This is a genomic window from Terriglobia bacterium (assembly GCA_020072845.1).
Lineage (GTDB): Bacteria > Acidobacteriota > Terriglobia > Terriglobales > Acidobacteriaceae > JAIQGF01.
This window is the reverse complement of sequence record JAIQGF010000013.1, coordinates 18,608-31,072: the sequence shown is the minus strand read 5'-3', so window position 1 is coordinate 31,072 and position 12,465 is coordinate 18,608. Positions and strand designations below refer to the sequence as shown.

The window sequence follows — 12,465 nt, the reverse complement described above, 5'->3', positions numbered from 1 at the left end:
CCAGCACGTGCTCCAAAGCAGCTCGGGACTCGGGACTCGCGACTCGTTACTTCTCTGGAACCGGACACTGTAGCAGAGGCGCGCGCGGGCGGCGCGATAGAATCTGGTTGCAGCCATGGATAACCACCGCAAACCTGCGCGCCGGGTGGGACTCGGCGCGGGCGCACGGCTTTTCCTGGCGCCGCGCGGCGAACTCGGCGGGCGCTCGCGCCTGAGCGCCGGCGCCTGGATACTGGCGGTGCTCTCCGGCGTCTTGCAGAGCTTGATCTACCCGCTCCCCGGTCTGACGTTTCTGTGCTGGGTGGCGCTGGCGCCGTTGTTGGTCGCAATCCTGCGCGGGCGCGTGCCGGTGGGCGGAGGCGACGCGCAACCGGTCAGCGCCGGGCAGGGGTTTCTGCTCGCCTACGTCGGCGGAGTCATGTGGTCATTCGGGACCACGTATTGGATTTACCACGTCATGCACATCTACGGCGGGCTGAATGGCCCGACGTCTTTGGGCTTGCTGGTGTTGTTCTGTTTTGCGCTGGGCGTGATCTGGGGCGGGTTCGGTTTGCTGCTGGCGATTCTTGCCAACGGTCTGCTGCGCGAAAAAGCCCTGTTCCTGGCGCCGTTCCTCTGGGTGCCGCTGGAGATCGTGCGCGGCTTTCCTTTCGATTTCCCCTGGAACCCGCTCGGCACGGTGCTGGTGAACAACATTCCCCTGACGCGGATCGCGACCGCGACCGGGGTTTACGGCCTGACGTTCGAGATTGTGCTGGTGAACACCGCATTCGCGGCGGCGTTCCTGGTGGACTCGAAACGGCGGAAGATGGTGCTGCTGGCTGCCATCGTTGTCGCCGGGCTGCTGCAAGCGGGCGAACTGGTCGAACCGCCGAGGCTGGCCGCAGACCGCACCGCGCGCCTGGTGCAGGCGAATATCCCCATCCTGAATGCCGACCAGTGGACGCCCGAGTACTTTCAATCCACCTTGCGTGAGCTGAGCGATTTGAGCGTCGCGCGTGGGGGCGAGCTGGGCCCCACCGAACCGGCTCCGGACCTGGTGGTGTGGCCGGAGTCGCCGGCGCCGTTCTTCACAACAAGTCCGGAATTCCGCGCCGCAGTCAGCGACGTCGCGCGGCGCGCGCATGCGACCATGGTGGTGGGCAGCCTGGGCGTGTCCAACCCCGGGCAGCCGGCGTCGCAACTCTACAATTCGGCGGCGGTCGTCGCGCCCAATGGCGACTGGATCGCGCGCTACGACAAGATCCACCTCGTCCCGTTTGGCGAGTACGTTCCGTATAAACGGCTGCTGACTTTTGCCGGCAAGCTCACGCGCGAGGTCGGCGATTTCCTTCCCGGTGAATCGCGCCGGCCGCTGGCGCTGGGGAACTACCAGATGGGGGTGTTCATCTGCTACGAGGCGGTGTACCCGGCGGAGATTCGCGAGTTCGCCAACAACGGGGCGCAGGTTTTCGTCAACATCTCCGACGACGCCTGGTTCGGCCAGACCGCCGCGCCGGTACAGCACCTGAACCAGGCGCGCATGCGCGCCATCGAGAACCATCGCTGGCTGGTGCGCGCCACCGACACCGGCCTCACGGTGGTGATTGATCCGTTTGGACGCGTGGTGGCGCAGGCCCCGCGCAACGTGCGCACCTCGCTGGACGTGCCCTACAGCGTGGTGAGCGGCACCACGTTTTACACCCGTCATGGGAACTGGTTCGTGTGGCTGTGTGCGATAATTTCTTTGGTAGTGCTCGTTTTGCGAGTTGCCGTCCGCCGGGCGACCCTGCAGTCTTGATGGTCCGATTCATCACCGAGCCACCGAGATCACCGAGACTCACCGAGAATTGCGAAAAAATAACTCTCGGTGGCCTCGGTGTCTCGGTGGTGAACAAGTCGTTGCGGCTGCCCTGAAGTTGTGACAAGGTTGTCGTATGCTGGAAGAACTGGAACAGGAATATCTCCCGTTGCGCGACAAGGTGCGCGAGCTGCGGGAGTATCTTTGACGTACCCCGGCTGCGCGAGCAGATGCAGCGGGTGGAAAAAGAAGCCTCCGACCCGAACCTCTGGTCGAATCCCGCAAAATCGCAGACCGTAATGCGCGAGCGCAAGCGCCTGGAGGACATGCTGTCCACCGAGGCCGAGCTGGCGCGGCGCATCAGCGACCTCGACGCCTATTTCGAGCTGGGGCGCGAGGGCGAAAACGTGTCGGCCGACCTGCGGCGCGAGATCGCCTCCTTGCGCGAGCGCGTCGAGAAGCTCGAGACGGAGACGCTGCTCTCCGGCGAGAACGACGCGCGCAACGCCATCGTCACCATTCATCCGGGCGCAGGCGGAACCGAATCGCAGGATTGGGCGGAGATGCTGCTGCGCATGTACATGCGCTGGGCGGAGCGCCAAGGCTTCCAGACCGTGCTCAACGATTATCAGCCCGGTGAAGAGGCGGGAATCAAGTCGGCGACGTTTACCGTGAACGGCGATTACGCCTACGGGCTGCTGACCAGCGAAATCGGCGTGCACCGGCTGGTGCGCATGTCGCCCTTCGACCAGGCCAAGCGGCGCCACACCTCGTTCGCCAGCGTGTTCGTCTCGCCGGAAATCGACGAGTCCATCCAGGTGGACATCAAGCCGGAAGACCTGCGGGTGGACACTTATCGTTCCGGCGGCAAGGGCGGGCAGCACGTCAACACCACGGATTCAGCGGTGCGCATCACGCACCTCCCGACCGGGATTGTGGTGAGCTGCCAGAACGAGCGCTCGCAGCACAAGAACCGCGACCGTGCCATGAGCATGCTGCGCTCGCGGCTGTACGAATTTGAGCTGGAGAAAAAGCGCGCCGCGTCGAAGAAGATAGAGGACTCGAAGCTCGACATCGATTTCGGCTCGCAAATTCGCTCCTACGTGCTGGCGCCCTATCGCATGGTGAAGGACCTGCGCACGCGCATGGAGATGGGCGACGTGGACCGCGTTATCGATGGCGATTTGCAGCCCTTCATCCGGGCGTACCTGATGATGCGGCGGCAGGAGCAGCAGGCGGCGAAATAATCATGCCCGATTCGCACAAGCACAAGAAGCGCGTTCTCTCGCGCCCGCTGAGCGACAAGTTCAACGACGCGCTGGTGTACGCCGCCCGGCTGCACCGCGAGCAGCCGCGCAAGGGCAAGGACATTCCCTATGTCGGGCACCTGCTTGGGGTGGCGTCGCTGGTGCTGGAATCGGGCGGCGACGAGGAGATGGCGATTGCGGCGCTTCTGCATGATGCGGTCGAAGACCAGGGCGGGCAGCCCAGGTTGGAGGAGATCCGCAAGCTGTTCGGCGCGAAGGTGGCGCGCATCGTGGACGGCTGTACCGATTCCTACGAAGTCGATCCCGACAAAAAGGCGTCCTGGTGCGAGCGCAAGCAGAAGTACATCGCGCACGTGGAGCGCGCGGCCGATCCGGAGGTGCGCCTGGTTTCCATCGCCGACAAGGTACACAATGCGCGTGCCGTTCTCGCCGACCACTACGAGATTGGCGACGAAGTATTCAACCGCTTCAGCAAAGGCAAACAGGGCACGCTGTGGTATTACCGCGCGCTGGCGGATGCGTTCCGCGCCGCCGAAGCCCGTGACCGCCATCCTGACGATGACGCTGCGCAAGGCCGCAGGCGGATGATGGATAAGCTGGAGCGGGTCGTGGATGAACTGGAGCGCCGCTCCGGCGGAAGGGGAGTGAATCCATGCCGCGGATGATCGACCTGATGCGCCAATCGGCGGTGCCCGCGAACGTGATGCGCTCGGCGTCCAAGGGCGCGCTCGCGCTGCCTGCCGCCGAGATGATCGAGATCCTGGTGTACCTGGCCTCGACGCCGCTGTTCGGGGAAGACGCGCGGCTGACTCTCGCCAGTTGGGACGAGGCAGCGTGCCGCGCGGTGTGCTCCGATCCCGCCAGTCCAAACGATGTCCTCGAATACTTCCTGCACAACCGCCGCCCGCGCCTGATGCCGGCGCTGCTCGACAATCCCGCCATTCCGGAATCCGCGCTGCTGGAGATCGCGCAGGAACAATCGGCGGAATCGGTGCAGTTGCTGCTGGCCACCGCGCGCGCCAAGGCGTCGGCGAACGTGCTGCAGGCGCTCGCTTCGAACCCGGTGCTGATGCCGTCACAGGTGCAGCAGGTACGCGAGGCGCTGGAGAGGACCGCAACCACGGAGCAAGCGGCCGAGCTCACCGAGGATGCCGAGTACGAGGAGGCAGTCGCGCAATACGTGGCCGAGCATGCGGCGGAAATCGCGGCCGAGGAAGGGAAGGGCTTTCAGCTTGTGGGTGACGCGGAAGCGGAGCCGCAGGCCGTGGAACCAGTGCCGGGTGCAACTGTGCCCTCGGCCGCGGTCCCGGCGGCCGCCGCCTTGGCGGTGAAGAAAGCGGCGAAAAGAGAAGACGATGAGCGCATCTCGCCGTTGCAGAAAATTTCGCGCCTCACCGTCGGCGAGCGCGTGCAGTTGGCCATCAAGGGCAAAAAGGAGGAGCGCTTCATCCTGATTCGCGACGGTTCCAAGGTGGTGTCGTCGGCGGTGCTGGAGTCGCCCAAGATCAACGACCAGGAAGTGGAGATGTTCGCCTCGATGAAAAACGTGCAGGAAAGCGTGCTGCGCGGCATCGCCGGCAAGCGTAAGTTCATGAAGACCTACGCCATCGTGCGGGCCCTGGCCAACAACCCGCGCTGCCCGCTGGATGTGCAACTCACCATCATCAAGAATTTGCTGAATATGGATCTCCGCACGCTCACCATGAACAAGAATATCTCCGAGACCGTGCGCAAGGTCGCGCTCAAGATGTTCCACGAGCGGACGGAGAAGAAGAGCAGCTTCGGGTAGCTCTTAGCTACAATTGCTGAGCCAGCCAGGAGAACCGCCGTGCCGATCAGCAAGGCCGATCCGATCGGAGAACTGCTCAAGAACGCGCGTACCATCGCCGTGGTCGGGCTTTCCGATAGTCCCTTGCGCCCCAGTCACGGAGTCGCCGCGTACATGCAGTCGCAGGGATACCGCATCCTTCCCGTCAATCCGACCATCACCGACGCGCTCGGCGAGCCGTCGTATGGCTCGCTGCTCGAGGTGAAAGAGAAGATTGACGTCGTCAACATTTTTCGGCGGCCGGAATTTGTGCCCGGAGTCGTGGACCAGGCCATCCAGTTGAAAGTTCCCGCCATCTGGATGCAGGAGGGCGTCATTCACGAGCAGGCGGCCGAAAAGGCCCGCCGCGCCGGCATCTTCGTCGTCATGGACCACTGCATCCTGAAGGAACACCGCGCGCGTTTCGGATGAATCTATCGGGTGATCGGGCGATCCGGTGATCGGGTGATCTGAGCCGCAAGGGTCCATCTTCTATTCTGTTTCTTTCGCATTTGCGTCCTTCGTGTCCTTTGTAGTTCGCTTTTGGGCGCGCTTGCGCTTGATCTCCTCCAGCCGTTCGCGGATGCGCTTCTCCACTCCCTCCACCGTCGGATAGTAGTAGGTGCGGTTGCGGAGATTGTCCGGCAAGCACTGCATGTCCGCGACTTTCTGGTCGAGATCGTGGGCGTACTGGTAGCCGGCGCCGTAGCCGAGGTTCTTCATCAGCGCGGTCGGCGCGTTGCGCAGGTGCAGCGGCACCGGTTCGGCGGCGGTGGTCTCGACGTCGGCTCGCACCGCGCCATACGCCGTGTACAGCGCATTCGATTTGGGCGCGACGGAGAGATAGACCACCGCCTCGGCGAGCGCGAGATTCCCCTCCGGCATACCGATGAAGTCCACCGCATCGCGCGCCGCCATGCACAGCGAAAGCGCATTGGGGTCGGCCAGGCCGATATCCTCCACCGCCATGCGCACCACGCGGCGGGCAACGTAGAGCGGGTCTTCGCCGGCTTCGAGCATGCGGCCCAGCCAGTAGAGCGCGGCATCGGGATCGCTGTTGCGCACCGACTTGTGCAGCGCCGAGATGAGGTTGTAGTGCTCTTCGCCCGTCTTGTCGTAGAGCAGCACGCGCCGCTGCAGCGCGTCCCGCACCATCGGGTCGGTGATCTCGGCGTTCTCGCCCGCGATGCCGGCGGCAACCTCCAGCACGTTGTATGCCGAGCGGGCGTCGCCGCTGGAATAGGCCGCAATGCGCTGCAGCACGGCATCTCCGGCACGCACCTTCATTTCGCCCAGCCCGCGTTCGCGATCTTCCAGGGCACGGCGCAGCAGAACCACGATTTCCTGCTCGGTAAGCGGATGCAGCACGTACACGCGTGTGCGCGAGAGCAGCGCGCCGATAATTTCGAAGGAAGGATTTTCCGTGGTGGCGCCGATCAGCCGGATGTTGCCCTTCTCAACGTGCGGCAAAAACGCGTCCTGCTGCGCCTTATTGAAGCGGTGGATTTCGTCGATGAAAACGATGGTGCGGGTGCCGAACTGGCGGGCTTTTTCCGCGTCGGCCATCACCTGCTTGATTTCCTTGATGCCGGAAAGCACGGCGGAAAACTCGATGAAGTCCGCCTTGGTGACGCGGGCGATGATCTTGGCCAGCGTGGTCTTGCCCACTCCCGGCGGACCCCAGAAGATGATCGAGCCGGGATCGTCGCGCTCGATTTGCAGCCGCAGCGGCTTGCCGGGCCCGAGCAGGTGCTGCTGGCCGACGAATTCCTCGAGCGACCGCGGGCGCATGCGATCGGCCAGCGGCGTGGACCGGTCCGGCGGCTCATCCGGGCGACGAATTGGATTGAACAGGCTCACGATTACTGTTTCACCACCGAGTCACCGAGGCCACCGAGGCGCACCGAGAAATCAAAGAACGCGACGGCGAATGCCGTTCTTCAGTATCGGAACATTGAAGTTGATCAGAAGCCCTACTCGTTTTCCGGTGTGGCGCATATACGTCAAGAGCTGCGCTTCGTGCAATGGCAGGATCTGTTCGACTGCCTTGAGTTCAACGATTACGAAGTCATTCACGACCAGATCGATGCGATAGGCCGAAGCAAGGCGAATACCTTTGTAAACAATGGACAGGTGAACCTGGCGTTGAAAAGCGACATCACGAAGATGTAACTCGTGGCAGAGGCAGCTTTCGTAAGTTTCTTCGAGCAGTCCCGGCCCAAGCACCCGGTGCACTTCGATGGCTGCTCCAATAACTGGGTCGGTCTGATCGCGAAAAAATCGCTCGCCCGACCTTGCCGATCTCACTGCCATGGCTCCTGTGCTCATATGTCCCCAACCCTCCGAAATTATTCTTCTCGGTGTTTCTCGGTGGCCTCGGTGTCTCGGTGGTGAACTGGCGCCCTCCTCTGTCGCGAAGCTTCGTACAGCACGATGGACGCCGCCATGCCGGCATTCAGAGATTCGACGCCCGGCGCGTGCGGAATCGATACCTGCCCGTCCACCTGCCGCATGATCTCCTTCGGCAAACCGGCGCCCTCGTTGCCGATCAGCACCACCACGCCACCGGTAAGATCCGCTTCCTCCAGCGCCGTGCCCTTGTGCGACGAGGTGGCCAGCAACTTCAGGCCGCGATCGCGGAGCGCGGCCAGCACCGCCGGAAATTCCACTCCCACCACTGGCAAGCGAAACAGCGAACCCGCCGACGCGCGCACGACCTTGGGATTGTAGGGAGACACCGTCCCCGCTCCCACCAGCAAGCCGGCGGCGCCAAATGCTTCGGCGGAACGGATGATCGTGCCCAGGTTTCCGGGGTCCTGCACGCCGGCAGCGGCCACGATCAGCGGCCCGGGCGCGGCCAGCAGCTCATCGAGCTTGTGGACCTTCAGGCGCACCAGCGCCGCCACGCCCTGCGGCGTTTCCGTGGCAACCACGCTCTGGAACACGTCGTCGGGGAGGAGCAGGATTTCGACATTGGCCGAGAATTGCGGCAACAGGCGGCCGGCGCGGGGCTGCGCGGATTCGGCGAAGAACACGGCGCGAAAGCGCAGCCCGCTGCGGATTGCCTCCTCGATGGTGCGGACGCTCTCGATGGCGATGGATCCGTCCGCGGCCGGTTCGCCATCGTGAAAAGCGCGCCGGAGTTCCTTGACCAGCGAATTCTGGCGGCTGGATACGCGGCGCAGGCGATCGTATTCGGCCATCGGCACGATGATACGCCGCCCCGCTGTTCCAGTATCACCCAGGCCCAATTTGGGCCTGCGGGGGCGCGGTTCGGCGTGCCACCTCGCTCCGGGCCGCTTCCCTTGCGGCTCGCGCCGATGGTAAGTTAGTATTCGCGGTTCGCCAGGATGAGTTCTACACGAATGAGCGTGCGCGCCGAAATCCTCAAGATCAACAGCGACACGCCCGAATCTTCGCTGGTGGCCTATGCGGCGGAGCAGATCAAGTCCGGCCAGGTGCTGGGCATGCCGACCGACACCTTCTATGGCCTGGCGGCCGATCCGTTCAACCTGCGCGCGGTGGAGCGCGTGTACGAAATCAAATCGCGCTCGCGCCACAAGCCGTTGTCGCTGCTGATTGAGAGCGAGGAGCAGGCGGAGATGCTGGCGCGCGATCCGCTGCCGGACGAATTTTATGAGCTGGCGCGGAAATTCTGGCCGGGACCGCTGACCATCATCGTTCCGGCGGCGTCGCGCCTGCCGTTGAAAGTGACCGCCAACACCGGCAACGTGGCGTTGCGTATTCCCTCGGCCAACATTCCACTTTCCGTGATCCGCGCTGCCGGGGTGCCGATCACCGCCACCTCGGCCAACCTTAGCGGGGCGAGCGAGTGCACCACGGCTTCTGCCGTGCGCGACCAACTGCAGGAAAGGATTGCGATCATCGTGGATGGCGGGCCGTCGCCGCGCGACGTCTCCTCGACCATCGTGGACCTCAGCGAGGGCGGCTGGCGTGTCCTGCGCGAAGGCGCAGTCCCCCGGCAGGCGATCGCCGACACCCTCGGCGGAGAATGAAGCCGCCGGAACTTGGGCCTGCCGTGAATCCATCCGCCGCATCCGCTCTGCAACGATCCGCTCGCCGTACAAGCGCCATCGTGCGCCAACTCGCGGCGGGGTGCGTCGCGATTGTGCTGGCGGCGTTCGCAGTCTCGGCTTTCTTCATTGTGCGGCAGGGAAATCGTGATGAAGCGCAGCGTGCGGACGCCATTGTCGTCTTTGGCGCGGCGGAATACGCCGGCCGGCCATCGCCCGTGTATCGCGCGCGCCTCGATCATGCCTACGAGCTTTTCCAGCGCGGTTTGGCGCCCATGGTGATCACCACCGGCGGCGCCGGCGCCGATCCCAAGTTCTCCGAGGGCGGAGTCGGCCGCGACTACCTGTCACGCCGCGGCATTCCCGACCGCTCCCTCATCGCCGAGACCCAAGGCGAGGACACCGCCGAATCGGCGGAGCGCGTCAGCGCCATCCTTCGCGCCAACGGTATGCGCAACGTGGTCGCGGTCAGCGACGCCTACCACATCTTTCGCATCAAGCGGCTGATGGGCCGCTATGGCATTGTCGCTTACGGCTCGCCGCGCCCAGGTTCGGTGCCGCACACGGCCGGCGCGAAAATCTCGGCCGTGCTTCGCGAATCGGCCAGCTACGTCTTCTGGCGGCTGTACCCTTCGTGGTTTCCGCAGTGAAGCAGTTGTGAGTTCTGAGTTGTGAGTTCTGAGCGTGGGGTATGGAGGAGCCTGCTATTTCCCGGGGCGATAAACCAGCACCACCGAGCGCCCGTTGGCCGGCGTCTCGGTGCCCAGGCCGTAGGCGTAGCGCGCTTCCACCAGAAAACGAATTGCGTCCTCGCTGAATCCGGGAAAGCGTCCGGCGTTGCCGTCAACGTGTCCGCGCCTCTCGGGCTGCGAGCGCCACCGGACCGGCACGTCACTGCGCGCCATCACCACGGCGTATGGAGGCACGTGGCCGTGCAGTTCTTCCCAGCGCGCGATGTCTTCCATGCTGAGCAGGTAGTTGGCGTCGGCACGCATCCGCGGAGTGACATCCAGCTCGACCAGCGGCGCCACGATGCGCGGCGCATGTCCGACATTGGCGTTCCACTGCCGGTTGGCCGGCGAGTTCGGTGGGGCAGCGTAGGTGAGTTCAACCACCGCGGTGCCCACGTCTTCGTTGCCGGCCGGAGGCTTAGGATGGGCGATCAACAGCACCGCCAGCGCCATCGTCCAGCCGATCATGAAGGTCCGCCACCGCATAGTGAGCACTGCCTCCCACTTAGACGCGGATGTTAGCCCAGATGTTGCGCCAAAAAAACAGGACTTTGGAGATAGCACTTTGGAGTTAATGGGATGAGCGGTCGAGCACTCCCTCGCACCGGCCCGCATTGTGCACCCAGGCGAATACGGTTTTGTTCATGATCCGAGCTTCCCCAGCAATAGCGCGATCATCCCAGCCGCAATGGTACTGGTGAGATTCACGCCGTTATTGCCGATGAGGCCACGTTCCTCGAGGGTGGCGCCGAGCACGCTGTCGATGACCGTCGCCACTACTCCCGCCCCGATGACGATGGGCAAGGCCGACCACGGCACCACGCGGGTTGCTGTCGCTACGGCGCCGATCATCGCCGCCGCCGCTACTCCGGCGACCGTTCCCGGGATGCTGACGCCGCCATTGGTGCCGGCCGGCACGGCGCGCATCGTGGTAATCAGGTACGCGCGCTCGGTGAGCGCTTCGCCACATTCGCTGGCAACCGTATCGGCAGCCGCTTCGGCGAGGGCAGCCATCGCTGCCGCCAGCAGCGCGGGATACCCCGTGACATGCGCAGCGACTGAAAACCCGGCGGCAGCTCCCAGGTTGGCGAGCACCTGCGCGGCGGAACGCCCCCGCGCGTTCTCCGCGATGCCCAGCACTTGCTTGCGCCGGTAGCCAAGCCGCGTCGTCAACCATGCAACGGAGAATACGCTTACCAGCGCCGCGAACCCGCCCGGTCCAGCGGTCACGAATAACGCCAGTGCGATGGCAAATCCCGCCAGCGCTCCTCCCGCCGTCGCTCCGCGCAACAGCCATGCGGCCGAGGCAAACGCCGCGGTGACGGCTACGGCGACCAAAACGTGCTGGGTTAGCAGGGCGTGCAAAATGACTGGCGGCGCCAGGTTCGCTGCCCAGCATCGTACCAAAGGCAGGAACAGGCTTGAGGCTTCAGGCGTCAGGCTTCAGGCGTCGGATCCCGGGGACCGTCGAGTTCCGCCGCAGACCCAAAAACATTGCCGCCTGAAGCCTGACGCCTGGAGCCTGAAGCCTGCGATGTTGAGCTTTGCGCCAGGAACTAGCGCCCAGGCTGCCCGCCGATTACAATAGAAATTTCCTCATGGGCAAATACGTCGAACACTCCCTGCCGCCGGTGCAAACATCCGTAACCTTCCGGAAACGGCGTCGCAGTGTGCCCGCCGGCATTGCGGCTGCGTTGGCGTGGGTGTTGCTGAGCGGCTGCGGCGATGTCTACCGTCCGGTGGCCAATCCCGTTCTCAAGCCCGGCGGCGACCCGCAAGCCGCCCGCGTCGCCGTGGTCCTTAGCAACAACAATGGTTCTCCGGGCATGTCCACTTCCGTAGATATCTCCGGAGACACCAACATCGGCAACTTCGTAGTCGGACGCAGCCCGGTGCACGCTGCCTTCGCAGCCCTCACGGCCCAGGCGCTGGTCGCCAACAAGAATGACGATTCCCTGTCAGTCTTCACGCCTTTGGCGCAGGGGTCCACGGTGACGTTCATCACGTTGCCGGCGGGATCGGCGCCGGTTTACCTGGCCAGCACCCAGGTCGGTTTCATGTATGTGGCCAACTCGGGGACCAACTCGGTGGGCGTGATTACGACTTTCAACAATGCCTTGGAGACCTCGATCCCGGTGGGACGCACGCCGGTGGCGTTGGTGCAGACGCCCGACACCACCCTGCTGTACAGCGTCAATAAGGGCGACGGCACCGTGAGCGCGATTTCTCCACCCGACAATTCCGTGGTCGCCACCATTCCCGTCGGCAGTTCTCCCGTCGCCGCCGCCATCAACTCGGATGGCAAGACCTTGTATGTGGCGAATCAGGGTAGCGGGACAGTTTCGGCGATCAACGTCGCCAGCAACACCGTGGTCGCGACCGTGGCCGCGGGCGCTTCTCCCACGTTCCTGCTGTTCGAACCCGGCCGGCGGCGCCTGTACGTCGCCAATACCGGGTCCAACACCATTTCGGTTTTCGACGCCGATATCGGCCTCACCCTGATCAAGACGGTCGCCGTCGACGCCGGTCCTGCTTCCATTGCCGCCTTGCCCGATGGCACGCGCCTCTATGTGGCCAATGCCGGGTGCAGCGATGCCGTCAACCTGACGGGGTGCTCGGGGACGACCGTGACCGTTCTCGATGCCGTCAGCCTGGCGGTCCGCAAGACAATCACCGTGGGCAGCACACCGGTTTCGTTGGCCGCCGATGCCGCCTCGACCAAGGTGGTGGTCGCCAACCGCGATTCCAACAGCATTTCCTGCATCCGCACTTCCGACGACACCGTCATCAACACCATTGCTTCCGGCTCGCCCCAGCCCACCTTCGTGGTCATCAGCCAGTAGGA

General features: G+C 64.1%; 13 protein-coding genes. 8 read left to right on the top strand and 5 right to left on the bottom strand.

From position 1 onward, the window contains the following. Positions 1–115 precede the first annotated feature (115 nt). The 5 genes from lnt (at position 116) to LAN70_14230 (ending at position 5,287) form a co-directional block, all read left to right on the top strand. Positions 116–1,780, top strand: coding sequence for an apolipoprotein N-acyltransferase (gene lnt, locus LAN70_14250; GenBank protein ID MBZ5512313.1), 1,665 nt, complete (start codon positions 116–118; stop codon positions 1,778–1,780). Positions 1,781–1,916: 136 nt separating this feature from the next. Continuing rightward, positions 1,917–3,027 (top strand): peptide chain release factor 2 gene (gene prfB, locus LAN70_14245; protein MBZ5512312.1). Its coding sequence is split into 2 segments (ribosomal slippage): positions 1,917–1,985 and positions 1,987–3,027, totalling 1,110 coding nucleotides; the frame shifts between segments, so codons are not numbered across the junction. A gap of 2 nt (positions 3,028–3,029) precedes the next feature. Beyond that, complete coding sequence (locus LAN70_14240) at positions 3,030–3,713, top strand: HD domain-containing protein (protein ID MBZ5512311.1); 684 nt, start codon at positions 3,030–3,032, stop codon at positions 3,711–3,713. Next, the gene (locus tag LAN70_14235; GenBank protein ID MBZ5512310.1) at positions 3,701–4,837 is read left to right on the top strand and encodes a hypothetical protein; all 1,137 of its coding nucleotides are present in this window, start codon (positions 3,701–3,703) and stop codon (positions 4,835–4,837) included. The genes LAN70_14240 and LAN70_14235 overlap by 13 nt, the downstream gene beginning before the upstream one ends. 63 nt (positions 4,838–4,900) lie before the next feature. Then, positions 4,901–5,287, top strand: a complete 387-nt coding sequence (locus LAN70_14230) for a CoA-binding protein (GenBank protein MBZ5512309.1) — start codon at positions 4,901–4,903, stop codon at positions 5,285–5,287. A gap of 60 nt (positions 5,288–5,347) precedes the next feature. Here LAN70_14230 and LAN70_14225 read toward each other — a convergent pair whose 3' ends face one another. The 3 genes from LAN70_14225 to LAN70_14215 all read right to left on the bottom strand — a co-directional run bounded on the left by LAN70_14225 (position 5,348) and on the right by LAN70_14215 (position 8,058). Then, positions 5,348–6,646, bottom strand: coding sequence for a replication-associated recombination protein A (locus LAN70_14225; GenBank protein ID MBZ5512308.1), 1,299 nt, complete (start codon positions 6,644–6,646; stop codon positions 5,348–5,350). A gap of 120 nt (positions 6,647–6,766) precedes the next feature. Further along, a complete protein-coding gene (locus tag LAN70_14220) occupies positions 6,767–7,168 on the bottom strand; it encodes a GxxExxY protein (GenBank protein ID MBZ5512307.1) in 402 nt (133 codons plus the stop codon). A gap of 35 nt (positions 7,169–7,203) precedes the next feature. Then, positions 7,204–8,058, bottom strand: coding sequence for an RNA methyltransferase (locus tag LAN70_14215; GenBank protein MBZ5512306.1), 855 nt, complete (start codon positions 8,056–8,058; stop codon positions 7,204–7,206). 168 nt (positions 8,059–8,226) lie between these two features. Here LAN70_14215 and LAN70_14210 point away from each other — a divergent pair, with 168 nt between their 5' ends. Beyond that, the gene (locus LAN70_14210) at positions 8,227–8,871 is read left to right on the top strand and encodes a threonylcarbamoyl-AMP synthase (protein MBZ5512305.1); all 645 of its coding nucleotides are present in this window, start codon (positions 8,227–8,229) and stop codon (positions 8,869–8,871) included. Between the two features lie 80 nt (positions 8,872–8,951). Further along, the gene (locus tag LAN70_14205) at positions 8,952–9,539 is read left to right on the top strand and encodes a YdcF family protein (protein ID MBZ5512304.1); all 588 of its coding nucleotides are present in this window, start codon (positions 8,952–8,954) and stop codon (positions 9,537–9,539) included. Between the two features lie 54 nt (positions 9,540–9,593). On the opposite strand, the gene LAN70_14200 is transcribed toward LAN70_14205, so the two are convergent. Continuing rightward, positions 9,594–10,106, bottom strand: a complete 513-nt coding sequence (locus LAN70_14200; GenBank protein MBZ5512303.1) for a cyclase family protein — start codon at positions 10,104–10,106, stop codon at positions 9,594–9,596. A gap of 156 nt (positions 10,107–10,262) precedes the next feature. Further along, complete coding sequence (locus tag LAN70_14195; protein MBZ5512302.1) at positions 10,263–10,958, bottom strand: DUF92 domain-containing protein; 696 nt, start codon at positions 10,956–10,958, stop codon at positions 10,263–10,265. A 260-nt stretch (positions 10,959–11,218) separates the two neighbouring features. Here LAN70_14195 and LAN70_14190 point away from each other — a divergent pair, with 260 nt between their 5' ends. Beyond that, the gene (locus LAN70_14190) at positions 11,219–12,463 is read left to right on the top strand and encodes a YncE family protein (GenBank protein ID MBZ5512301.1); all 1,245 of its coding nucleotides are present in this window, start codon (positions 11,219–11,221) and stop codon (positions 12,461–12,463) included. The last annotated feature ends 2 nt before the right edge of the window (positions 12,464–12,465 follow it).